The organism is Pseudomonas sp. BIGb0164, assembly GCF_024810135.1.
GTDB lineage: Bacteria > Pseudomonadota > Gammaproteobacteria > Pseudomonadales > Pseudomonadaceae > Aquipseudomonas.
Window position 1 is genome coordinate 629,600 of sequence record NZ_JANUEA010000003.1, and the last position, 25,101, is coordinate 654,700.

18 protein-coding genes are annotated in these 25,101 nt (G+C 61.6%); 3 read left to right on the forward strand and 15 right to left on the reverse strand.

Going from position 1 to position 25,101, the window contains the following annotated elements; genetic code table 11:
• Window positions 1–83 precede the first annotated feature (83 nt).
• From M2394_RS10725 to pbpC, 3 genes are all read left to right on the forward strand, one after another.
• Window positions 84–713: a LysE family translocator gene (locus M2394_RS10725; RefSeq protein WP_259172438.1), complete on the forward strand. Its 630-nt coding sequence runs from the start codon at window positions 84–86 to the stop codon at window positions 711–713.
• Window positions 714–791: 78 nt separating this feature from the next.
• Window positions 792–6,602, forward strand: coding sequence for an alpha-2-macroglobulin (locus M2394_RS10730; protein ID WP_259172439.1), 5,811 nt, complete (start codon window positions 792–794; stop codon window positions 6,600–6,602).
• Window positions 6,583–8,880, forward strand: coding sequence for a penicillin-binding protein 1C (gene pbpC, locus M2394_RS10735; protein WP_259172440.1), 2,298 nt, complete (start codon window positions 6,583–6,585; stop codon window positions 8,878–8,880). The genes M2394_RS10730 and pbpC overlap by 20 nt, the downstream gene beginning before the upstream one ends.
• Here pbpC and M2394_RS10740 read toward each other — a convergent pair whose 3' ends face one another.
• From M2394_RS10740 to M2394_RS10810, 15 genes are all read right to left on the reverse strand, one after another.
• Window positions 8,881–10,047 (reverse strand): hypothetical protein, encoded by a 1,167-nt coding sequence (locus tag M2394_RS10740; protein ID WP_259172441.1) that lies wholly within the window; start codon window positions 10,045–10,047, stop codon window positions 8,881–8,883.
• A complete protein-coding gene (locus M2394_RS10745; protein WP_259172442.1) occupies window positions 10,044–10,625 on the reverse strand; it encodes a LemA family protein in 582 nt (193 codons plus the stop codon). Before M2394_RS10745 ends, M2394_RS10740 begins: the two co-directional genes overlap by 4 nt.
• A gap of 98 nt (window positions 10,626–10,723) precedes the next feature.
• A complete protein-coding gene (locus M2394_RS10750; RefSeq protein WP_259172443.1) occupies window positions 10,724–12,235 on the reverse strand; it encodes a class I adenylate-forming enzyme family protein in 1,512 nt (503 codons plus the stop codon).
• 211 nt (window positions 12,236–12,446) lie between these two features.
• On the reverse strand, window positions 12,447–13,556 hold the full coding sequence (locus tag M2394_RS10755) for an alkene reductase (RefSeq protein WP_259172444.1): 1,110 nt from the start codon (window positions 13,554–13,556) through the stop codon (window positions 12,447–12,449).
• A gap of 33 nt (window positions 13,557–13,589) precedes the next feature.
• On the reverse strand, window positions 13,590–14,339 hold the full coding sequence (locus tag M2394_RS10760) for an SDR family NAD(P)-dependent oxidoreductase (RefSeq protein WP_259172445.1): 750 nt from the start codon (window positions 14,337–14,339) through the stop codon (window positions 13,590–13,592).
• A gap of 137 nt (window positions 14,340–14,476) precedes the next feature.
• The gene (locus M2394_RS10765) at window positions 14,477–15,376 is read right to left on the reverse strand and encodes a LysR family transcriptional regulator (RefSeq protein ID WP_178920935.1); all 900 of its coding nucleotides are present in this window, start codon (window positions 15,374–15,376) and stop codon (window positions 14,477–14,479) included.
• Window positions 15,377–15,382: 6 nt separating this feature from the next.
• Window positions 15,383–17,215, reverse strand: coding sequence for a glutamine--fructose-6-phosphate transaminase (isomerizing) (gene glmS, locus M2394_RS10770; RefSeq protein ID WP_178920934.1), 1,833 nt, complete (start codon window positions 17,213–17,215; stop codon window positions 15,383–15,385).
• 10 nt (window positions 17,216–17,225) lie between these two features.
• Window positions 17,226–17,993: a DeoR/GlpR family DNA-binding transcription regulator gene (locus M2394_RS10775; RefSeq protein ID WP_122716288.1), complete on the reverse strand. Its 768-nt coding sequence runs from the start codon at window positions 17,991–17,993 to the stop codon at window positions 17,226–17,228.
• Between the two features lie 230 nt (window positions 17,994–18,223).
• Entirely contained in the window at window positions 18,224–19,591 is a 1,368-nt protein-coding gene (gene glmU, locus M2394_RS10780; protein WP_259172446.1) for a bifunctional UDP-N-acetylglucosamine diphosphorylase/glucosamine-1-phosphate N-acetyltransferase GlmU, read from the reverse strand.
• 123 nt (window positions 19,592–19,714) lie between these two features.
• Complete coding sequence (locus M2394_RS10785; RefSeq protein WP_178920930.1) at window positions 19,715–20,131, reverse strand: F0F1 ATP synthase subunit epsilon; 417 nt, start codon at window positions 20,129–20,131, stop codon at window positions 19,715–19,717.
• A 44-nt stretch (window positions 20,132–20,175) separates the two neighbouring features.
• The gene (gene atpD, locus M2394_RS10790; RefSeq protein WP_178920928.1) at window positions 20,176–21,552 is read right to left on the reverse strand and encodes a F0F1 ATP synthase subunit beta; all 1,377 of its coding nucleotides are present in this window, start codon (window positions 21,550–21,552) and stop codon (window positions 20,176–20,178) included.
• A 27-nt stretch (window positions 21,553–21,579) separates the two neighbouring features.
• The gene (atpG, locus tag M2394_RS10795) at window positions 21,580–22,440 is read right to left on the reverse strand and encodes a F0F1 ATP synthase subunit gamma (RefSeq protein ID WP_010207685.1); all 861 of its coding nucleotides are present in this window, start codon (window positions 22,438–22,440) and stop codon (window positions 21,580–21,582) included.
• A 50-nt stretch (window positions 22,441–22,490) separates the two neighbouring features.
• A complete protein-coding gene (atpA, locus tag M2394_RS10800; protein ID WP_016970694.1) occupies window positions 22,491–24,035 on the reverse strand; it encodes a F0F1 ATP synthase subunit alpha in 1,545 nt (514 codons plus the stop codon).
• 21 nt (window positions 24,036–24,056) lie between these two features.
• Window positions 24,057–24,593: a F0F1 ATP synthase subunit delta gene (locus M2394_RS10805; protein ID WP_016970693.1), complete on the reverse strand. Its 537-nt coding sequence runs from the start codon at window positions 24,591–24,593 to the stop codon at window positions 24,057–24,059.
• 12 nt (window positions 24,594–24,605) lie between these two features.
• Entirely contained in the window at window positions 24,606–25,076 is a 471-nt protein-coding gene (locus M2394_RS10810; RefSeq protein ID WP_060756576.1) for a F0F1 ATP synthase subunit B, read from the reverse strand.
• Between the last annotated feature and the right edge of the window lie 25 nt (window positions 25,077–25,101).

Below are 25,101 nucleotides of genomic sequence, written 5' to 3' on the forward strand. Positions count from 1 at the left end.
ACTAGCCGATTTATCAGCTGACTACGCAACCACCTGCCCCGCCCTTCGGCCCTAGAATTTGCCAACATTCAAGGGGGTGAAACATGACGGAGCTCTGGTTGTTTTTGGTGGCCCTTTCGGTGGCGTATCTGCTGCCGGGGCCGGACATGATCCTGCTGCTGCAAACCGGCGCCCGCCAGGGCAAGACCTTGGCGCTGACCACGGCGATTGGCCTGGGGGTTGCCCGGGCGTGCCACGTGGCGTTGGCCGGCATGGGCTTGGCGACCCTGTTCAAGGTGGCACCGTGGACGTTTGACGTGGTGCGCCTGGGCGGCGCGGCCTACCTGTTGTGGTTGGGTGTGCAATGCCTGCGCGCGAATATGTTACCCAGCCTCGACCCGACACATGCCATCACACAGGGCCACGCCTGGCGCGAAGCCTTCCATCGCGGCCTGCTGACCAACCTGCTCAACCCCAAGGCGCTGCTGTTCTGTTCGGTGCTGCTGCCGCAGTTCATCAACCCGCAGGCCGGCCCGGTGGCGGCGCAGTTCGCGTTGCTGGGTGTGATCCTGGTGGCGGTCGGTTTCGCCTTCGACTGCTGCTACGCCCTGGCCGGTGCGCGCATCGGCCGATGGCTGGCGCGCAATCGTTCGGCGCAGCGGGTGCAGCAATGGTTGTTCGGCAGTCTTTTGATCGGTTTTGCGGTACGCCTCACCTTTGTGCAACACGCCTGAGCGGTCCGGCGTATCCACGTCATCTTTTGTATCAAAGACGCGTGTAAGATACGCCGCACTTAGCCAGGGATGCTCACCATGTTCGATTCGTTGAAAGCGATCAGCCGCCGTATAACCAGTGCGTTACTGACTGTGGTGGGGGCCGTCTTTGGCGAATGGCATCCGCCGTTCTGGCTGCGCGCTATCGGCCGGGGCCTGGCGAACCTGGGCCACAAGGCCCGCGCCTATCCGCGCCAAGCCGGTGCTGGTGTGCTGGGCCTGGCGTTGCTGGCCGGCGCCGGGTTCTATGGCTGGCAGTGGTATTCCCACCTGCCGCAGCCCCACACCGTGGGTTACTCGCTGCACAAGCCGAACCTGACCGACTACACCCAGCAGCCACCGGTTGTGGATAACTTGCAGGTGCGCTTTGCCGAATCCGTGGCCCCGCTGGCCGCCATTGGCAAGCCGGTCACAGAAGGCATCACCCTCAAACCACCCGTGGCGGGCGCCTGGCGCTGGTCCGATGACCGCACCCTGCAATTCGTGCCGGAAAAAGACTGGCCGGTAGACGCCCATTACACCTTGGACCTGGCCAAGAAAAAGCTGCTGGCCGACGGTGTATTGCTCAGCCAGTACAGCAGCCAGTTTTCCACCCAACCGTTCCGCGCCACCCTGGCGCAAAACGAGCTGTACCAAGACCCGTCCAACCCGACGCTGAAACAACTGGTGGCGACCTTCCATTTTTCCCACCCGGTGGATGAAGACAACCTGCGCAAACGCGTGTCGGTGACCCTCGGCAAAGGCCTGGCCTACCGCGACGCCCAGTTGCCCAACCGCCCGGAAGTCACCTTCGACGACACCAGGCTCAACGCCTACGTCCGCTCCGCCGCCCTGGCGACGCCGTTGGAAAGCACGCCGGTGAGCGCCAAGCTCGATGAAGGCATCAAGGCCCGTGACGGCGGCAACGCCAGCACCGCGCCGCTGGTCTCGGAAGTCACCGTGCCCGGCCGCTATCGCCTGACCTTCACCGGCGCCGAAGTGAGTTTTGTCGACAACGAACGTGGTGAGCCGGAACCGGTGCTGATGTTCAGCAGCTCCAGCGCCGTCGCCGACGAAACCATTGCCGGTAAGGTGCAGGCCTGGCTGCTGCCGGAAAAAGCCCAGGACGACACGCGCCCCTATAACAGCACCGACATCGACGACGCCCTGCTGGCCCGCAGCACCAAGGTCACCCTGACCCACGTGCCCAGCGTCGAACCGCTGAACACCCTGCACGCCTTCAAGTTCAAGGCCCCGGCCGGTCGCGCCATTTACGTGCGCGTGCCTGCCAACCTGGAAGCCATCGGCGGCTACCTGGCGAAAAACCCTACGGCGTCGCTGATCAGCATGCCGGCGTACCCACGCACCCTGCAGTTCCTGTCTGACGGCGCACTGCTCAGCCTAAACGGCGAAAAACGCCTGGGCTTCATGGCCCGTGGCGTGCCCGGCGCCCACGTGGAAATCGCCCGCCTGCTGCCCAACCAGTTGCAGCACCTGGTGGACCAGAGCAGCGGCAGCTTTGCCCGGCCGAACTTTGGCAACGAATACTTCGACCGCATGGTTGAGCGTCAGTCGCTGGACATTCCCCTGTCGTCCAACGACCCGGCAAAAACCGTCTACGACAATGTGGACCTCAGCCATTACCTCACCGCCAACGGCGGGCGGCGCGGCATTTTTGTGCTCAAGCTCAGCCCGCAGGATGACCCGGCAACCCGCACCTTCGAGTACGACCGCAGCAGCACCAGCGACCTGCGCTTCATCGTGGTGACGGACCTCGGCATCATCGCCAAGCGCTCCAGTGACGGCAGCCATGACGTGTATGTGCAATCCATTGGCAACGGTTCGCCGGTGTCTGACGCCCAAGTCGACATCATTGGCCGCAACGGCTTGCCCGTGAGCAGCGGCCGCACCGACGCCGAAGGCCACGCGCATTTCGCCAAGCTGGATGAACTGCGCCGTGAGAAAACGCCGCTGATGTATGTGGTCACACGGGGCAATGACCAGTCGTTCCTGCCGATTGCCCGCCAGTCCCAACAGTTGGATTTGTCGCGCTTCGACGTAGGTGGTCTGGAAGAGGACGGTGCGATTGATCGCCTCAGCGCCTACCTGTTCACCGACCGTGGCCTGTATCGGCCGGGCGAGACCGCGCACCTGGGCATGATCGTGCGCAGCGGCAACTGGAAAGGCGCCCTGCAAGGCCTGCCAGTCGAGCTGCAAATCACCGACCCACGGGGCCTGGAAGTGATTCGCCAGCCCCTGAAACTGTCGGCCAGCGGCTTTGAAACCTTTGATTTCCCCAGCAATGAAGTCGCCCCGGCCGGTGAATACACCGCGACCTTGCAGTTGATCGGCCAGAAGCAGACCCGCACCGACCTGGGCAGTGTCAGCTTCAAGGTGCGTGACTTCGAGCCGGACCGCATGAAGGTCAGCCTGAGCCTGCACGACACGCCGGTACTGGGCTGGATTCCACCGGACCAGGTGGTGGCCAAGGTCACCGCCATGCACCTGTTCGGCGCCCCGGCATCCGGCCGGCGTGTCACCGCCAAGATGTCCCTGAGCCCAACGCTCGCGGCGTTCGACCGCTACCCGGAATACCGCTTCCGCCTGAACAACGCCCTGGAGGACGCCAGCACCGAAGACCTGGCCGAAACCACCGTGGATGACAACGGCCAGGCCACGCTCGATCTCAACCTGCAACGCTTCGCCAACAGCACCTATCGCCTGCAGGTGATGACCCAGGTGTTCGAAGCCGAAGGCGGTCGTAACGTGGCGGCGCAAAACGCCTTGCTGGTGTCGTCCGCGCCTTACCTGGTCGGTGTGAAAAGCCAGGATTCGCTGTCGTACGTCGCCAAGGATGCGCCGCGCCAGGTGCAATGGCTGGCGGTCGCGCCAGACCTTACACCGGTAGCGGTAGACGGCCTGACCACTGAAGTGGTGGAGCACCGTTACGTGTCGGTGCTGGTGAAGCAGTCCAACGGCACCTACAAATACGAGTCGCGCATCAAGAACATCAGCCAACCGGCCTCACCGCTGGTGATGACCAAAGACGGCGCCAAGCAGGCCCTGAACACCGGTACGCCGGGGGATTTCACCCTGCAACTCAAGGACGCCAACGGCAACCTGCTTAACCAGATCGACTACAGCGTGGCCGGGCGCGGCAACACTTCGCGCTCCCTGGAGCGCAACGCTGAACTGCAACTGCGCCTGGATAAACGCAGCTATGCCACCGGTGATGAGATCGCCATCAGCATCCGCGCGCCGTACACCGGCGCGGGCTTGATCACCATCGAGCGCGACAAGGTCTACACCCAGCAGTGGTTCAAGGCTGACAGCACCAACAGCGTGCAGCACATCCGCGTGCCTGCGGGGCTTGAGGGCAATGCCTACGTCAACGTGCAGTTTGTGCGGGACATGGGCTCGGCCGAGGTGTACATGAGCCCGCTGTCCTATGGCGTGGTGCCGTTCAGCATCAACCTGGATGCGCGGCGCATGGCGCTGAAGGTCGAAGGCCCGGCGAAGATCGAGCCGGGGCAGGCCCTGGACATCAAGGTCACCGCCGACCGCCCGGGCCGCGCCGTGGTGTACGCGGTGGACGAAGGCATCCTGCAAGTGGCGCGCTACCAGACGCCGGACCCGCTGGGTTTCTTCTTCCAGAAACGCGCGCTGGAGGTGGGCACCAGTCAGATCCTTGACCTGATCCTGCCGGAATTCAGCCGCCTGCTCAGTGGGGCGGCACCTGGTGGTGATACAGAAGGCGCCCTGGCCAACCACCTCAACCCGTTCAAGCGTAAACACCAGCCGCCTGTGGCGTGGTGGTCCGGTTTGGTGGACCTGCCGGCCGGTGAAACCGTGCTGCACTACCAGGTGCCGGACAGCTTCAACGGCAAGCTGCACCTGTTTGCAGTGGCGGTGGATAACGACAGCGTCGGCGTCAGCGACGCCAACACCGAGGTACGCGGACCGATCGTGATCACCCCGAACGTGCCAGCGTTCGTGGCGCCGGGCGATGTGTTCAACGTAAGCGCCGGGGTGTTCAGCAACCTCGACGCCGCGGCGGATGTGAAGTTTGAACTGCAGACCAGCGACGGCCTGAACGTGCAAGGCGACAAGGGCAGCACGCTGTCGCTGCAACCGCGCAAGGAAGGCACGGCCGAGTTCAAGATCAAGGTCGGCGAAACCCTGGGTTCGGCGGACCTGCGCTTTGTCGCCGTGCTGCCGGATGGCAAGCGAATCCAGGTGGCGGAAACCACCTCGATCCGCCCACTGAGCGAGCATCGCGTGGCCTTGAGCCTGGGCCGTTTCGACAGCGCCAGCAAAGAGCTCAAGCCCACCCGCGAGCTGTTCAGCCAACTGCGCGACGTGCAAGTGGGCGTGGCCGCGTCGCCGCTGGTATGGGCCAACGGCCTCAAGCATTACCTGGACGACTACGGCTATGCCTGCACCGAGCAATTGGTGTCCAAGGCCATGCCGGCGCTGATCTGGGGCGGCAACGCGCCGGAAGCCGAACAGGCGTTCACAGGCGCGGTGCGCATGTTGCGCCAGCGTCAGAACGGCGCCGGTGGTTTCGGTCTGTGGGCCGCCAACCCGGATGTAGCGCCTTACGCCAGCCTGTACGCGACTGACTTCCTGATCGAAGCCAAGGAACGTGGGCTGCCGGTGCCAGAAGATCTGCTGGTGCGTTCCAATGCGTACCTGACCGACCTGGCCAATGGCCCGAGCGAAGGCCTGTCGGAATTGCGCAACCGCGCTTACGCCAGTTATCTGCTGAGTCGTCAGGGGATTCTGGTGAGCGGTGCGTTGAGTGATATCCGCGAGCGTTACGAGAGCTACTTCAAGGACACCTGGCAGAACGACTTGGGCGCCGCGTACCTGGCCGCCAGCTACAAGCTGCTCAAGCAGGATCGCCAGGCCGATACGCTGTTCCGCAAAATCCCGTGGCGCTCCCTTGTGGATAAGTGGGACAGCGACGGTCTGTACTACGACCCGTTGGTGCACGACGCAGAACACCTGCACCTGCTGGCACGTCACTTCCCGGAGATGATCGACGACGTGCCGACGGCGCTGCTGGACAAGCTCGGCAAACGCCTCAACGAACAGCGTTACAACTCGCTGTCGGCTGCGCTGTTGCTGCGTGCCCTGGACAACTACGGCCAACGTGCGCAAAGCGACATGACCCTCAAGGCCACCGCGTGGCTGAGTGACAAACAACAGCAATTGCTGGAAATGGCTGGCCAGCCACCCCGCGCTGCCGTGCCGAGCGCCACGCAGAAACTGGTGATGGAGAAAACCGACGGCCCGGCCGCGTTCTACATGCTCAGCGAAGCCGGCTTCGACAAGGGTGCCAAGCTCAAGTCGATCACCAATGGCCTGGAAATCATCCACGAATACCTCGACCTCAAGGGCGACCCGGTGAGTAAAGTCGCCGTCGGCGATGAGTTCCTGGTGCGCCTGCGCCTGCGGGCCACCGACCGCGACCAAGTGCAGCAAGTGGCTGTGGTCGACCTGCTGCCGGGCGGGGTCGAGCCTGTGTATAACCTGCCACCGGAGCCGGAAGCCGCGAGCACCGAGGAAAGTGAAGGCGACGATGCCGAGTACGTGGAAACCGGCGAAGACAGCCAAGAGGCGGATGCCTGGCAAGCGCCGATCGGCGAAACCGAGCTGAGCAACTGGCAACCGGACTACGTCGACGTACGTGATGACCGCGTGGTGTTGTACGGCACCGCGCTGCGTGATGTAGGTACTTTCGTGTATCGCGTGCGCGCCACCAACGCCGGGACCTTCAATACGCCACCGGCTTATGCCGAAGGCATGTACGAAACCACCCTGCAAGGGCGCGGCAAAGTAGGCCAGCTTGAAATTACCAAGCCTTAAACGCCTGGCGCCGCTGTGTACGGCGGTGGTGGTGCTGGCGGGGTTGCGGCTTTGGCCGCACGCCCCGCTGGAGCAGGCCGTGACCTCATCACGGGTGGTGCTGGCCGACGACGGTTCACTGCTGCGCATGACACTGGCGGACGACGGGCAATACCGCTTGTGGCTACCTCTGGAGCGGATGTCACCTTCATTGGTCGAAGCCTTGTTGCTCAAGGAAGACCGTAATTTCTACTGGCACCCGGGGGTCAACCCTCCGGCATTGCTGCGGGCGGCCATGGCCACTTACAGCGGTGGCCAGCGCCAGGGCGGCTCGACCTTGAGCATGCAATTGGCACGACGCCTGTGGGACCTCAACACCCGCCAGGTACCGGGCAAGCTGCAGCAGATGGCCCTGGCGCTGTGGCTGGAAGCGCGCTACAGCAAGCACGACATCCTTGAGGCCTACCTGAACCTGGCGCCCATGGGCGGCAATATCGAAGGCGCCGAGGCCGCCAGCCGCATCTATTTTGGCAAGTCGGCGGCGCAGCTTTCGTTGTCCGAGGCGCTCGCGCTGGCGGTGATTCCCCAACAACCCGGACGGCGTGCGCGCTTCGGGCCATCGCTGCAAAACGCCAGGCTGCGCTTGATGGCCGACTGGCGCGCCACTTATCCACAGGACCCGCGCAACGACAGCTTGCTGGACTTGCCCCTGGAAGCGCGCAACCGCCAGCAGATCCCGTTCCTGGCGCCGCACCTGAGTGAACAACTGCTGGCGTCCCAGCCGGGCAACGAACTCAACAGCACGCTCAACTTGCCACTGCAGCAATTGCTGGAACGCCTGATTACAGGCTTTATCGCCGAGCGGCGCAGCACCGGTGTGGAAAACGCCACAGCCATCCTGATCGACAGCCGCGACCAAAGCGTCAAGGCACTGGTGGGTTCGGCGGACTACTTATCCACAGGCATCCACGGCCAGGTCAACGGTGTACTGTCGCGGCGCTCGCCCGGGTCGACGCTCAAGCCGTTCCTGTACGGGCTGGCGCTGGATCAGGGGGTGATTCACCCCATGAGCATCCTCAAGGACCTGCCGAGTAACTTCGGCTACTTCCAACCGGAAAATTTCGACGGCAGTTTTGTCGGCCCATTGACGGCGCGGGATGCGTTGATCCGCAGCCGCAATATCCCGGCCGTGTGGCTGGCCAGCCAGGTGAAATCACCTTCGCTGTACGGGCTGTTGCAACGCGCCGGCATCAAGGGCCTGCGCGACGAAAGCCATTACGGCCTGGCCCTGGCGCTCGGCGGCGGCGAGATGACCCCGGAAGAGCTGGCCCGTCTGTACGTGATGCTGGCCGGCGACGGGCATTTACGCCCGTTGCGCTATTTGCAGGAACAACCTCAATCCACCGGCCCGCAACTGCTCACGCCCCAAGCGGCATTCATGGTGCGTGACATGTTGCGCCGCAACCCACGCCCCGACGGGTTGCCGAGCCACCATTGGCGCACCGCCTGGAAAACCGGCACCTCCTGGGGTTTTCACGATGCGTGGAGTGCCGGCCTGGTCGGCCCTTACGTGCTGGTGGTGTGGGTGGGCAACTTCGATGGCCGGCCGAACCCGGCATTTATCGGGGCCAAGACCGCCGCGCCGTTGTTCTTCCGCATCGCCGACGCGTTGCCCCTGGCGTTGCCCAACGTGGTGATCAAACCCGACAAGCCGCCCGTGGGGCTGGTGCGCATCGACGTCTGCGCCGCATCCGGCGAGCTGCCCAACCGCTGGTGCCCGCAAACCCGCAAGACCTGGTACATCCCCGGTGTGTCGCCGATTCGTGTATCCAACCTGCATCGCCCGGTGCTGATCGACACCCGCACCGGCAAGGCGGCGTGCCCGCCCTTTGATGCGCAATACACCCGAGAAGAAGTCTTCGAATTCTGGCCCAGCGACGTGCAACGCCTGTACCGCGCAGCCGGCCTGCCTCGGCGCACACCACCCACCGTGATGAAAAACTGCCAGCCCAATCGCATCAGTGACACGAGCGAAGCGCCGCAGATCCGCTCGCCACTGACGCAGGTGAGCTACCAGTTACGCCTGTCCCAACCCCAGGAAAGCATCCCGCTGAACGCCAACGCCGCCAGCGATGCGGTGACGCTGTACTGGTTCGCCGACCAGACCCTGATCGCCCAGGGCCCGCCGCAAGCCCTGCTGAACTGGCGGCCGGGCAAGTCGGGGGAGTATCGGTTGCGGGTCACCGATGATCAGGGGCGCAGCACCAGCCGGGGGCTGAAAGTGGAGTTCGTGCCCTGATCAGGCGTCTTCGTCGCTGAAACTGCCTTTGCTCACGCGTTTGGCAAAATGTTGATACGCCACGCCCATCTTACGTTGCTCAAACAGCGAGAACGCCAGGGTGCCGAGCAAGATCAGCATCCAGATCAAAAATTGCTTCAACGCATCCACATGGGCGACAAACAGCAGCAAGGCCACCACTCCGCCGATGACCGCTCCCAACCCTGCCCACGCGCCGAGTACACGTCCCACGGCCAGGCGTATCCCTTTGGGCAGCAACAACCGGGTCCAGATCAACACCATGAAAATCGTCAGCATGAAGCCGAACGCCGCCATGAACGGAATCGGAAAACCACCTTCGCGGTACAGCCAGGCGAGCAACTGATACACCGGACCCTGTCCGGCCATCTGTGGATAAGTGTCGGGCCCCGGTAAATGCAGTTGCGCAAAATGGGCCGGGGTCAGGGCCATCACGCCGACGCCGAGCAACCCGACTATCGCACCATAGAAGCCACCGGCGCGCCATAACGGCGCCAGCACGCGGCGGTTTTCCACATCGACGGTCAACGCCACACCAAACACGGCTTTCGGGTCTTTGCCCCGTGCGATCACTGTATGGCCATCGCGCTCACAGGCGTCGCCGATCAGCATCACGTCCAGATCCTGCACCAGCAGAAGTTCGCCCTGGCGACGGGAACTGCCCAGCAACGCGTATTCGTCAGGCGATTTATTGCCAAACAGGTCAATGCCCTCGGCAATCACCGCCACCTCACCGCTGGCGTCCTTCAGGCGGAAATCATTGCAGCGCGCCTCGCCAGACACTCGGCTCCAGCTCCAATCGCCGTCTTTGTCTTGGGTGCCTTCTTCGACAATCCATACATACCCCACGCACGGTTTGCCATTGACCGGCGACAGCTGGGTCTTGTCCGCAATGACCTTGCCGCGCACCTCCACCAGGCCCATGGCCAGCGAGCGTATCTGGCTGGTGGCCAGGCGCTGTTCGGTTTTGTAGAAGTTGGGGCCAAAGCTGACCAGCAGGCCGATCAGGATGAGCATCGGAAAAAACAGCGCGATCAGGATATTCGGCGCGAACACCATCAAGGCGATAAAACCGGCGAGGAACACCAGGCCCAGCGCGGTTTTCCACTTCGGCTTTTTCACCACAACGCCCGCCTGAGTGGTTTTCATGCCCCCGGCACCTCAAGCTTCACGCCTTCGTAACGGGTTTCTTCAGCGCTGATGGCCAGCAGCGGGATGCGCTGATAGCTGAGCATCTGCGCAAAGAACAGGTCGGGGAACACCGCAATGGCGATGTTGTAGAGGTTGACCGACTCATTGAAAAACTCGCGGCGGTCGGCAATGCGCTCCTCCACGGCCGAGATGGCTTGCTGCAACTCGACCATGTTGGGACCGGAGATCAACGTCGGGTAACCCTCCGCCACCGCAATCACCGACTTGAGCGCCGCATTCAACTGGTTGGACGCATCGACCTTGTCGTTGAGGCTGCTGGCATTCAGGTACTGCTGGCGCGCATCGCTGAGCCGGGTGAACAGCGCGTGCTCGTGATTCATGGCGGTCTGCACCACACGCATCAGGTCCGGGATCTGATCGGCTCGCTGCTTGAGCAGCACATCGATGTTGGCAAAGGCTTTATCCACATCGTTACGCCGCATCACCAGGCCGTTGTAGACCCCCACCATCCAGCCCACCAGGCCGACGACAATGATCAGCACAACGATGCCGGCAATTAGCAGTTCAATATTCATGGTGAGCGCGTCCCTGGGTGAGTTATCCACAGGGGGCATTCTAGGGTTAAAGCCGGACCGTGCGCTCGGCAGTAGCCCACAGATTCGACAAGAGGTCGTTAATTGGATTGGGCCATTCGCACCACCTCATTTCGGTCCACCTTGCCCAGCGCATTACGCGGGATGGTTTGGCTCAACACGATGCGCTGGGGCAATTTGAACGGCGCCAGACGCGTGCGCAACCAGGCGAGAATCTCATCCGCCGTGGTGTCGGCAGCGTCCTGTTCCAGCTTGACCAGCACCACCACGCGCTGCCCGGCGTTGCAATCCGGCGCGCCGGCAACGGCGGCGTCGGCGATTGCCGGGTGCAGGATCAGTTGGTTTTCCACTTCCACCGGGGAGATCTTGTCGGTGAAGCAGACGATCTGGTCTTTGCAGCGCCCCACAAAACGAAACTCGCCGTTGGGTTCTTGCTGCATCAAATCGCCGGATGAAAACCAGCCATCACGGCTGTGGCTGATGATGTCGCCGGGGCCGGTCCAGTAGCCGAGGCTCAGGTTGGGGCCGCACATCTGCAATTCGCCCACCTCGCCCGGTGCCACGGCCACGCCGTTGGCGTCAACCAGGCGGGCGCGCCCGGGCACGGCGGTGAGGGTGTCCCAGGCCGAACCGAAGGCCATGCTGCCCAGGCATTCCGTCAGGCCATAGGTGTTGTTCAGTTGCAGGTCAAAGGTGTCCTGGAAGGTCTCGGCCACCCTCGGCCGGCAGGCGTCGCCGCCAATCCCGCAGACCTTCAACGCGCTGAGATTCCGTGGGCGCCTGCGCTGGGCGTCCACCAGCGGCGGGCAGATAAACGGCGCGACAAACAGCATCGAGCCGCCCTCTTGCTCGATGGCGTCGAGCAGTTTGTCGGCATCGAAGCGGCTGAACATGACTTCCTGGCAGCCCTTGATGATCGTCGCCAGCAACACGAACGAGCCAGACACATGGGCCACCGGGGTGCTGCCGAGGGTGCACGAATCCAGATCCAACTGCCACGCGCCCAAGGCGCCGACCACGTGGGCAATCGCGCGCTGGTTGTAGGCCACCAACTTGGGCATGCCGGTGGTGCCGGAGGTTGCCAACAGCAAGCAGGTTGAGTCGATATCAACGGGCACTGCCGCCGTTTGCGGACTGCCTTCGCCCAGCAGCGCGTGCCAGTTCGTGCTGCTGAAGGTGCGCGTGCGTTCGATAGCCGCGTCGTCTATCTGGGCGATGACGGGTTGCAAATCCGCTTCGTGGATAAACAGCCGAGGCCGCAGCCAGCCCAGAAACTCCTCCAGCTCCCGCGCGGTGAATTCGGTCTTGAGCGGCACCATGATTGCGCCGCTCATCATCGCGGCAAACAGGAACACCGCATACAGCGGCGAAGTGCGCACCAGCATGACGATCCGATCGCCCGGCTCGACACCCTCACGCTTGAACCCATTGCTCAGACGCACCACCTCACCGGCCAGGCGGTGATAGGACCACACGTCACCGTCGGCAATCAGGGCAATGGCATTGGGCCGTTCGGCCGCGTGCTGGAACAGGGCCTGCAGCGGGGCTTGCGAGGCGGACAGGGCTTCAAGGGGTTCGAAACAGGTCAGCATGATGGTCTTCCAGGGGTGGCTTGGCGCGTTCTCCCCAAGGGAACACCTGGAAGGGCCGGTTTATTTCGTGAAGGTTCGTTTACGCATAATCGAACACTCACATCCTTGTGGCGAGGGAGCTTGCTCCCGCTGGGGCGCGAAGCGGCCCCCGCTCTTTTGGGGACTGTTACGCAGTCCAGCGGGAGCAAGCGCCTTCGCCACAAAGACAGCGTCAGGCGACGACTTCGCCGAGGAAGCTGTAATCGACGTAACCCTCACCACGGCCGCCGTAGAAGGTGTTGCGGTCGTAATCATTAAGAGGCGCACCGCTGCGCAGGCGCTCCGGCAGGTCGGGGTTGGAGATGAAGAGCCGGCCGAACGCGACCAGGTCGGCATCGCCCGCCGCGAGGATTTCCTCGGCGGTGTCCCGGGAAAATCCGCCAGCCGCCAGGATCGGCCCCTTGAAGATACCGCGCAGGCTTTTGGAGGCCACGGCAGGGACGTTCAACTCGACGTCTTCGTAACCGCGAATGCGCGGTTCAATGACGTGCAGATAGGCCAGGCCGAAGCGGTTGAGTGCCTCGGCCAGGTAGCCGAAGGTCGCGGCCGGGTTGCTGTCGGACATGGTGCCGAACTGGCCGCTCGGAGAAATGCGCACCGCCACGCGGTTACCACCCCACACCGAGACCAGTGCCTCGACGACTTCGAGCATGAACCGCGCGCGGTTCTCGATCGGGCCGCCGTAAGCGTCGTCGCGGTGGTTGGAGCCGTCCTGCAGGAACTGGTCCGGCAGGTAACCGTTGGCGCCATGCAGTTCTACACCGTCAAAGCCTGCAGCCTTGGCGCGTTCTGCCCCACGGCGGAATTCTTCGATGACGCCTGGGATCTCTTCGAGACGGAGCGCACGGGGCACCACCTGATCCACCTCGGCGATGCTGTCACCGTCGCGGATCACCGATTTTTCTTCACCGCGAATCGCCGAAGGGGCGACGGGCTGCGCACCGTCCAGGTTGCCTGGGTGCGCCTGGCGGCCGCCGTGCCAGATTTGCAGGTAGATGCTGGCGCCCTTGGCGTGCACGGCGTCGGTCACACGCTTCCAGCCGGCCACTTGCGCATCGGTGTAGATGCCGGGCGCGAGCGCATAGGCGATGCCCATGGGCGACACACTGGTGGCTTCGGCGATCAGCAACCCGCCTTGGGTGGCGCGCTGGGTGTAGTACTCGACCATCAAGTCGCCGGGTACATCGCCGGTTTCGGTGCGCAGGCGGGTAAGCGGTGCAAGCACGACGCGGTGTGCCAGGTTGAGGGTGCCGACTTGGGTAGCGCTGAATAGCTTGGTCATGATGAGTTCCGTGTTTTTGAGTGGATGCGGTGACTAGACCTGGGCGATGCCGCCATCGACAAACAGGTCGATACCGGCCACGAAGCTGCTGTCTTCAGAGGCGAGAAAGAGGGCAACCGACGCCACCTCTTCAGGCCGGCCAAGGCGACCGAGCGGAGTGGCTTGCGCGAATTGAACGCGCAGGGCGTCAGCCTCTTCGGGCGTGGACACCTGGCTGTCCATGATCGGTGTATCGATGGCGCCCGGGCTGAGGGTGTTGACCCGGATGCCGCGGTCTTTCAGCTCCATCGTCCAGGTGCGTGCGAACGAACGGACCGCCGCCTTGCTGGCGCTGTAGGTGCCGTAGGTGGGGTAGCCTTTGACCCCGGCAATCGAGCCGGTGAGGATGACGCTGGCGCCATCGCGCAGCAGCGGCAACGCTTTCTGCACGGTGAGCGCGAGGCCGCGCACGTTGACGTCGAAGGTCTTGTCGTAGTGTTCGGTGGAAAACGCTTCCAGGGGGCGAAGCTCCACCACACCCGCGTTGGCAAACAGTACATCCAGCTTGCCCTTCGCCTGCTCGACCGTCGCGTAGAGCCGGTCGAGGTCGCGGGGTTCGGACGCGTCGCCCTGCACCGCCGTGATGTCGCCACCAATCAGGGTGACGGCGTTGTCCAGTTCGGCTTGCCGGCGGCCGAAGATGAAAACGCTGGCGCCTTCATCGACGAAACGCTTGGCTGTTGCCAGCCCGATACCGCTGTTACCGCCCGTGATGACGGCGACCTTGCCTTGTAGCCTGGCCATGCAGTGCTCCACCTGTTGAGTGCCCGTGGGTTACGGACCAAGGACTCAACGGTACTGACGGAGGTGCATGCCTTGTAGAGGGTGACCAAGCATGAAGGTTATTCCAGATCAGAATAGCTTGGCCTTGAGCAAGAGGATCAGGTCGGCGGGGATGCCGTTGCCATCCGCGATTCCACGAACGCAACAAAAGCCCGCGCCTTGGCGCTGGCCTGACGACCCGTGGGAAACACGGCCCACAGGTCGATCGAGGGCAGTGTCCAGTCTTGCAGCACGGGTTTCACGGTTCCGGCCTGTAGCTCGGGTGCGAACATCCATTCGGAGGAGATAGTGAGGCCCAGCCCCGCCAGCACCGCTTCACGAATACCTTCAGCCGCACTGATGCGCAGCCGCCCGCGAACGGTCACAGTGGTTTTTTCCGAACCTTGCTGAAACGCCCACACCGCGCCACCGCCCCGTTGGTCGTAGACGACGGCTTGATGGGACGCCACATCCGCAGGTACCTGCGGCTCGCCAGCGCTTTCGAAATAGGCCGGTGTGCCGAGCACCAGGCGGCGAGACTGGGCGATTTTCCTGGCGGTCAAACCGGAGTCGACCAGGTCGCCCATTCTCAGCGCCACGTCGATGCCGGCTTCGATGAGATCGACGTTGCGATCATCCAGCACCACCTCGACCTCCAGCGACGGGTGCTCCGCGAGGAACAGCCCCAGGTGCGGCACGATGTGCAGCCGTGCAAAGGTCACGGCGGCGCAAATCCGCAAACGGCCGGTGAGCGCCATCGCGGCTCCCCGCGCGGCCATGTCCGCCTCGTCAGCCTCTTCGATCGAACGCTTGGCGTGTTCGTAGAAGTTTTGTCCGGCTTCGGTGGGCGTCAGGCCGTGGGTAGAACGCAGCAGCAGGCGCACGCCCAGCCGCTCTTCCAGCTGGGCGATGGCTTTTGAAATCGCTGGCTGCCCCACGTGAAGCTGGCGTGCCGCACCGGAAAACGAACCGGTTTCGATGACGCGTACCAGGGCTTCCATGGCAGCCAGTCGATTCATGACGGTTTACTCCACGGTCACCGACTTCGCCAGGTTGCGCGGCTGGTCGACGTCGGTGCCCTTGAGCACGGCAACGTAGTACGACAGCAACTGCAGCGGGATGGTGTAGAGGATCGGCGACAGGGTGTCGTGGATGTGCGGCATGTTGATGACGTGGGTGCCTTCACCGTTGGTCATGCCGGCTTTTTCGTCAGCGAAGACGATCAATTGGCCGCCACGGGCGCGCACTTCCTGCAGGTTCGACTTGAGCTTCTCCAGCAGTTCGTTGTTGGGCGCAACAGTCACCACCGGCATGTCGTCATCCACCAGGGCCAGCGGGCCGTGTTTCAGCTCGCCGGCCGGGTAGGCTTCGGCGTGGATGTACGAAATTTCCTTGAGCTTGAGCGACCCCTCCATCGCCACCGGGTATTGCGCGCCACGGCCGAGGAACAGGGTGTGGTTCTTGTCGGCGAACAGCTCGGCGACTTTTTCCACGGTGCTGTCCATGGCCAAGGCTTCGCCCAGGCGGGTGGGCAGGCGGCGCAGTTCTTCCACCAGCGTGGCTTCGACGCCCTCGGCGAGGGTGCCGCGCACTTGGCCCAGGGACAAGGTCAGCAACAGCAGGCCGACCAACTGGGTGGTGAAGGCCTTGGTGGACGCTACGCCGATTTCGCGACCGGCCTGGGTGAGCAGGGTCAGGTCGGATTCACGCACCAGGGAGCTGATGCTGACGTTGCAGATCGCCAGGCTACCGAGGAAACCCAACTCCTTGGCGTTACGCAGTGCAGCCAAGGTGTCGGCGGTTTCGCCGGACTGGGAGATGGTCACGAACAGGGTATCGGGCTGCACCACCACCTTGCGATAGCGGAACTCACTGGCGACTTCGACCTGGCACGGGATACCGGCCAGTTCTTCCAGCCAGTAACGGGCAACCATACCGGCGTGGTAGCTGGTGCCGCAGGCGACGATCTGCACATTGCGCACTTTGGCGAACAGCTCGGCGGCTTGCGGGCCGAAGGCGTTGACCAGTACTTGATTCTGGCTCAGGCGACCTTCAAGGGTGCGTTGCACCACGGACGGTTGCTCGTGGATTTCCTTGAGCATGAAGTGGCGGAACTCGCCTTTATCGGCAGCCTCGGCACCGTCGCGGTATTGCACCGCTTCGCGCTCGACGGAATTGCCGTTGACGTCCCAGATCTGCACGCTTTCACGGCGGATGTCGGCAATATCGCCTTCTTCCAGGTACATGAAGCGGTCAGTGACCTGGCGCAGGGCCAGTTGGTCGGAGGCGAGGAAGTTTTCCCCCAGGCCCAGGCCGATCACCAGCGGGCTGCCACTGCGGGCGGCAACCACACGGTCGGGTTGGCTGGCGGACACAACGGCCAAGCCGTAGGCACCGTGCAGTTCCTTCACGGTGGCTTTCAGGGCCACGGTCAGGTCGCCCAGGGTCTTGAGCTTGTGGTTCAGCAGGTGCGCGATGACTTCGGTGTCGGTGTCCGAGGTGAACGCGTAGCCCAGGCCCTTGAGTTGTTCACGCAGCACTTCGTGGTTTTCGATGATGCCGTTGTGCACCACGGCCAGGTCGCCGGAGAAATGCGGGTGGGCGTTACGCTCGCAGGGCGCACCGTGGGTGGCCCAACGGGTGTGGGCGATGCCCAAACGACCTACCAGCGGCTCGCCGGCCAGGGCCTGCTCCAACTCGCTGACCTTGCCCGGGCGACGCATGCGCTCAAGCTTGCCGGCATTGGTGAAGACCGCCACGCCGGCGCTGTCGTAGCCGCGGTATTCCAGGCGCTTGAGGCCTTCGAGCAAGATGGCGGTGACGTTGCGTTCAGCGACTGCGCCTACAATTCCACACATGGTGTTTCTCCTAGATGATTGCCGCGCATATCAGCGTAATGCCGCGGGCTTGGATCTGGTCGCGGGCCTCAAGCGGCAGGCGATCATCGGTGATAAGGGTATGGACGCTGCTCCAGGGCAGTTCCAGGTTGGGAATCTTGCGGCCGATCTTGTCGGATTCGACCATCACCACCACTTCACGGGCGACCTCGGCCATCACACGGCTCAGGCCCAACAGTTCGTTGAAGGTGGTGGTACCGCGCTGCAGATCGATGCCGTCGGCGCCGATGAACAGTTGATCAAAGTCGTAGGAACGCAGTACCTGCTCGGCAACCTGACCCTGGAACGAGTCCGAATGCGGGTCCCAGGTGCCACCGGTCATCAACAGCACCGGTTCGTGCTCCAGCTCACTCAAGGCGCTGGCCACATGCAGGGAGTTGGTCATCACCACCAGGCCGGGCTGGTGGCCCAGCTCCGGGATCATGGCGGCGGTGGTGCTGCCGCTGTCGATGATGATGCGGGCGTGCTCGCGCAGGCGCATCACGGCGGCACGCGCGATGGCGCGCTTGTACACCGAGATGGGCTGGGCGGCGTCACCCACCAGTTCCTGGGGCATGGTGATGGCACCGCCGTAGCGGCGCAGCAATAGGCCATTGCTTTCGAGGGCGGCCAGGTCCTTGCGGATGGTGACTTCCGAGGTTTCGAAACGCTTGGCCAATTCGTCCACGCTGACTTCGCCCTGTTCATTGAGCAAAGTCAGAATGTTGTGGCGCCGTTGGGGTGTATTTCGTTTCGACATGGTGATGATAAGTTTCGTTTCGAAAGATAACGAAGGCAATAAAAACCTATTGGCGAAAGATCGTCAAGCGGGGGCGTTGAAAATTTTTGGGAAATCACAAACCAAATGTGGGAGCTGGCTTGCCTGCGATAGCGGAGTGTCAGGCGACACCCATTTTGGATGTCAGACCGCTATCGCAGGCAAGCTAGCTCCCACAGGGAACCTCACTAGGCCATAGAGCTGTGGATAACTCAGCTCTTCTTGATTTTGACCGGGCGTTTCCACCCGTCGATGTTGCGCTGGCGGGCACGGGCGACAGCCAGCTGAGACTTATCCACATCCTGATTGATCGTCGAACCCGCTGCGGTATTCGAGCCATCACCAATGGTGACAGGTGCAATCAGGGAGTTGTTGGAACCGATGAATACGTCTTCACCGATAGTTGTCTGGTATTTGTTGGCGCCATCGTAGTTGCAGGTAATTGCACCCGCACCAATGTTGCTGCGAGCGCCGATGACTGCGTCACCGAGGTAGGCTAGGTGGCCAGCCTTTGCGTCGTCGCCCATACGCGCGTTTTTCAATTCAACGAAGTTACCCACATGTGCCCTGGCCCCCATCACTGTGCCAGGACGTAGACGCGCAAACGGGCCGGCATCGCTGCCCTCGCCCATGATCGCGCCGTCAAGGTGGCTGTTGGCCTTGACCACCACGCCTTTGCGCAGAGTACTGTCCTTGATCACGCAGTTCGGGCCGATCACTACGTCGTCTTCGATGATCACGCGGCCTTCTAGGATCACGTTGATATCGATCAGCACGTCACGGCCGACGGTGACTTCGCCGCGTACATCAAAGCGAGCCGGGTCGCGCAGGGTTACGCCCTGGGCCATCAGGCGGCGGCCTTCACGGAGCTGGTAGTGACGCTCAAGCTCTGCCAGCTGCTTGCGGTCGTTGGCGCCCTGCACTTCCATCGGGTCGTGGGGCTGTTCCGTGGCAACCAGCAGGCCATCACTCACGGCCATCTCGATGACGTCAGTGAGGTAGTACTCGCCCTGGGCGTTGTTGTTGGACAGGCGGCTCATCCAGTCGGCGAGCTTGTTGGCAGGCACCGCCATAATGCCGGTGTTGCCTTCGGTGATGGCGCGCTGGGCTTCGCTGGCATCTTTGTGCTCGACGATTGCAGCAACCTTTCCGCTTGCGTCACGCACAATGCGACCGTAGCCGGTGGGGTCATCCAGCTCTACGGTGAGCAGGCCCATTTGGCCAGGCACCACGTGCTTGAGCAGGCGCTGCAGGGTGTCGACTTCGATCAGCGGCACGTCGCCGTAGAGGATCAGCACGGTGTCGGCGGTGATAAATGGCACGGCTTGCGCGGTGGCGTGGCCGGTGCCGAGTTGCTGGTCTTGCAATACGAAATTCAGGTCATCGGCCGCCAGGCGTTCACGCACCACATCGGCACCGTGGCCGATCACCACGTGGATGCGTTGTGGATCAAGTTGCCGGGCGCTGTGGATAACGTGGCCCAGCATGGAATTGCCGGCAACCGGGTGCAGCACCTTGGGCAGGGCCGAACGCATGCGGGTGCCCTGGCCTGCGGCGAGAATGACGATTTCAAGAGACATGAATGGCTACCAATCCTGGGCGGTCCGGCTTCAGACCAGAGAAGTGTTTTGCTGAAAAAGAAAAAGGGTAGCCGAGGCTACCCTTTTTAATCAATCGCGCTTGAAGCATGACGGCGTGGCCGCTTACTTCTTGCGGATCTGCTGGAGCGTGCGCAGCTGGGCTGCAGCCTCGGCCAGACGTACAGCAGCAGCGCTGTAGTCGAAGTCCGCACCCTTTTCGTTCAGGGCCTTCTCAGCAGCCTTGACGGCTTCCTGAGCGGAGGCTTCATCCAGGTCGCCAGCACGTTGCACGGTGTCGGCAAGTACCTTGACCATGTTCGGCTGAACCTCGAGGAAACCACCGGAGATGTAAAACACCTCCTTGTCCCCGCCTTGCTTGGTCAGAGTGATCGGACCTGGCTTCAAGCTGGTGATCAGCGGTGCGTGGCCCATGGCAATACCAAGGTCACCCAATTCGCCGTGTGCAATCACCATCTCTACCAGACCGGAGAAAATTTCCCCTTCCGCGCTGACGATATCGCAATGGACTGTCATAGCCATCTGATTGCCTCAACCTGATGAGCGCCCGTTTCCGGGCGCTTGGATTACAGTTTCTTGGCTTTCTCGATCGCTTCTTCGATGCCGCCGACCATGTAGAACGCTTGTTCTGGCAGGTGGTCGTAGTCACCGTTGAGGATGCCTTTGAAGCCAGCAATGGTGTCTTTCAGGGAAACGTATTTACCCGAGGCACCGGTGAAGACTTCAGCCACGAAGAACGGCTGCGACAAGAAACGCTGGATCTTACGAGCACGGTTTACCAACTGCTTGTCGGCTTCCGACAGCTCGTCCATACCCAGGATCGCAATGATGTCCTTCAGTTCTTTGTAACGCTGCAGCACGTACTGAACGCCGCGAGCGGTGTCGTAGTGCTCCTGGCCGATCACGTTCGGATCCAGCTGGCGCGAAGTCGAGTCGAGTGGATCGACCGCTGGGTAGATACCCAGGGAAGCGATGTCACGGGACAGTACGACGGTGGCGTCCAAGTGGGCGAAGGTGGTCGCAGGCGACGGGTCAGTCAAGTCATCCGCAGGTACGTATACCGCTTGGATCGAGGTGATCGAACCTTCTTTGGTCGAAGTGATACGTTCTTGCAGAACGCCCATCTCTTCGGCCAGGGTCGGCTGGTAACCTACTGCCGAAGGCATACGGCCCAGCAGTGCGGATACTTCAGTACCGGCCAAGGTGTAACGGTAGATGTTGTCGACGAACAGCAGAACGTCGTTACCTTCGTCACGGAACTTCTCGGCCATGGTCAGGCCAGTCAGTGCTACGCGCAGACGGTTTCCCGGCGGTTCGTTCATCTGACCGTAAACCAGTGCCACTTTGTCCAGAACGTTGGAGTCCTTCATCTCGTGGTAGAAGTCGTTACCCTCACGAGTACGCTCACCCACACCGGCGAACACGGAATAACCGCTGTGCTCGATGGCGATGTTACGGATCAGTTCCATCATGTTTACGGTCTTGCCTACACCGGCACCACCGAACAGACCCACTTTACCGCCTTTGGCGAACGGGCAAACCAGGTCGATAACCTTGATGCCGGTTTCCAGCAGGTCGTTGCCGCCAGCTTGCTCGGCGAACGACGGTGCAGCGCGGTGGATGCCCCAACGCTCGTCGGTGGCAATCGGGCCAGCTTCGTCGATCGGGTTGCCCAGTACGTCCATGATCCGGCCCAGGGTCGCTTTACCGACCGGTACGGAGATGGCTGCGCCAGAGTCGACAACGTCCAGACCGCGCTTCAAGCCTTCGGTGGAACCCATCGCAATGGTACGAACTACGCCGTCGCCCAGCTGCTGCTGAACTTCCAGGGTAGTTTCCGCGCCTTGTACTTTCAGCGCGTTGTAGATGCTCGGTACGCTGTCGCGTGGAAATTCCACGTCGATAACGGCGCCGATGATTTGAACGATACGTCCGCTACTCATAGCTGGATCCTCTGAATATTTGAACCGTTAAACCGCGGCAGCGCCGCCGACGATTTCCGAGATCTCTTGGGTGATCGCAGCCTGACGCGCCTTGTTGTAGATCAGCTGCAAATCGCTGATCAGATCACCGGCGTTATCGGTAGCGTTTTTCATCGCGATCATCCGCGCCGCTTGTTCAGCTGCGTTGTTCTCGACCACCGCCTGGTACACCTGCGACTCCACGTAGCGCACCATCAAGCCGTCAAGCAGCTCTTTGGCGTCTGGTTCGTAGAGGTAGTCCCAGTGGTGCTTGAGTTCCTGATCCGGAGTCGCCACCAGTGGAATCAATTGCTCCACGGTTGGCTGCTGGGTCATGGTGTTGATGAACTTGTTGGATACCACGGACAGGCGGTCAATCCGGCCTTCCAGGTACGCATCCAGCATCACCTTCACACTGCCGATCAAATCATTGATCGACGGCTCTTCACCCAGGTGGCTGATAGCTGCAACGACGTTACCGCCGAAGTTGCGGAAAAAGGCCGCACCCTTGCTACCAACAACACACAGATCGATCTCGACGCCCTTTTCGCGGTTTACCGCCATGTCCTTGACCAGGGCCTTGAACAGGTTGGTATTCAAACCACCGCACAAACCACGGTCACTGCTCACTACCACATAACCCACACGCTTAACTTCGCGGTCGATCATGAACGGGTGGCGGTATTCCGGGTTGGCGTTGGCCAAATGCCCAATTACCTGGCGGATACGCTCCGCATAAGGACGGCTAGCAGCCATGCGCATTTGTGCCTTGCGCATTTTGCTGACCGCCACTTTTTCCATGGCGCTGGTAATTTTTTGCGTGCTTTTGATGCTCGCAATCTTACTGCGAATCTCTTTTGCGCCTGCCATGTAACACCTATCAGGTTAGCAAGCGGGAGCCTTGCGGCTCCCGCTGCGGCTTACCAGGTTTGGGTGGCCTTGAACTTCTCGATACCGGCTTTCATGCCAGCGTCGATTTCGTCATTGAAGTCACCCTTCACGTTGATCTTGGCCAACAAGTCGGCGTGATCGCGGTTGAAGTAAGCAATCAGCGCTTGTTCGAAGCTGCCGACCTTGGTGATTTCGACGTCAGTCAGGAACCCACGCTCAGCGGCATACAGCGACAACGCCATGTCAGCGATCGACATTGGGGCGTATTGCTTCTGCTTCATCAGCTCGGTAACGCGCTGACCATGCTCAAGTTGCTTACGGGTCGCTTCGTCCAGATCAGAAGCGAACTGGGCAAATGCCGCCAGTTCACGGTACTGAGCCAGAGCGGTACGGATACCACCGGAGAGCTTCTTGATGATCTTGGTCTGAGCGGCACCGCCCACACGGGATACCGAAACACCGGCGTTCACTGCAGGGCGGATGCCCGAGTTGAACATGGCCGATTCCAGGAAGATCTGACCGTCGGTGATGGAAATCACGTTGGTCGGAACGAACGCGGAAACGTCGCCAGCCTGGGTTTCGATGATCGGCAGTGCGGTCAGGGAACCGGTTTTGCCGGTCACTGCGCCGTTGGTGAACTTCTCTACGTACTCTTCCGAAACGCGGGATGCGCGCTCCAGCAGACGGGAGTGGAGATAGAACACGTCGCCTGGGTAAGCTTCACGGCCTGGTGGACGGCGCAGCAGCAGGGAAATCTGGCGGTAAGCCACTGCTTGCTTGGACAGATCGTCATAAACGATCAGCGCGTCTTCACCGCGGTCGCGGAAGTATTCGCCCATGGTGCAACCGGAGTACGGTGCCAGGAATTGCAGCGCAGGAGATTCCGAAGCACTGGCAGCCACGATGATCGTGTTGGCCAGGGCGCCGTTTTCTTCCAGCTTGCGAACCACGTTGGCGATGGTCGATTGTTTCTGACCGATGGCTACGTAGACGCAGAAAATGCCGCTGTCTTTCTGGTTGATGATCGCGTCGATCGCCAGAGCGGTCTTACCGATCTGACGGTCACCGATGATCAGCTCACGCTGGCCACGGCCGACTGGGATCATGGCATCGACAGCCTTGTAGCCAGTCTGTACAGGCTGGTCTACCGACTTACGCCAGATCACGCCTGGAGCAACTTTCTCGACCGCGTCGGTCTCGGTGTTGCCCAGTGGACCTTTACCGTCAACAGGGTTACCCAGTGCGTCGACAACGCGACCCAGCAGTTCCTTACCAACAGGAACTTCCAGGATGCGGCCAGTGCACTTGGCGCTCATGCCTTCAGCCAGACTGGTGTACGCGCCCAATACAACGGCACCTACGGAGTCTTGCTCCAGGTTGAGGGCCATACCGTAGACGCCGCCCGGAAACTCGATCATCTCGCCGTACATGACGTCGGCCAGACCGTGAATCCGCACGATGCCGTCAGATACGCTGACGACAGTGCCTTCGTTACGGGCTTGGGAGGTCACATCGAGCTTGTCGATGCGGCCCTTGATAATTTCACTTATTTCGGAAGGATTGAGTTGCTGCATTGCTCTGCTGCCCCTTCAAACTCAAGATTTCAATGCTTCGGCAAGTTTCGCGATTTTGCCGCGAATCGAGCCATCGATAACCAGGTCGCCGGCACGGATAACAACACCACCGATCAGTGATGCGTCCTCCGAAGCTTGCAGGCGCACTTCCCGATTGAGTCGTGCACTGAGAACCTTGGCGAGTTTGTCTTGCTGTTCTTGGTTCAATGCAAAAGCACTGGTCACTTCAACGTCTACCGACTTCTCTTCTTCGGCCTTGTACAGGTCGAACAGAGCGGCGATCTCCGGCAACAGCGGGAGACGGTCGTTTTCGGCAACGACATTGATGAAGTTCTGTGCCTTCACATCAAACTTGTCGCCGCACACTTCAATAAAAGTGGCGGCCTTGTCTGCGCTCGTCAGGCGCGGGGCCTTGAGCACGCGCTGCATGGTGTCGTCTTGCGACACCGCTGCTGCCAGGCCGAGCATGGCTGACCAAGAGGCCAGCTGCTGGTGGGCCTGGGCGTGCTCGAAGGCTGCCTTGGCGTAAGGTCGGGCCAACGTGGTCAGTTCTGCCATGATCGCCCTCGCTTAAATTTCAGCAGCCAGTTTGTTAACCAGCTCCGCGTGCGCGTTTTGATCGATTGTGGCACCGAGGATCTTCTCAGCACCGCCGACCGCCAGAGCACCCAGTTGGGCACGCAGCGCGTCTTTGACGCCGTTCAGTTCCTGTTCGATCTCGGCATGAGCCGAAGCCTTCACACGGTCAGCTTCGACGCGGGCTTTTTCAACAGCCTCTTCGACGATCTGGTTACCGCGTTTCTTGGCTTGCTCAATGATTTCAGCTGCCTGTGCCTTAGCTTCGCGCAGTTGATGACCCGCTTTCTCTTGGGCCAACTCCAGGTCGCGAGCTGCACGGGTGGCAGCGTCCAAACCGTCCGCGATCTTCTTCTGACGTTCGTGCAAAGCCGCGATGACCGGAGGCCACACGAACTTCATGCAAAACACTACAAAAATGAAGAACGCAACGGATTGGCCAATCAGGGTTGCATTAATGTTCACGCCAACACCTCGCTCATTCGTTGTC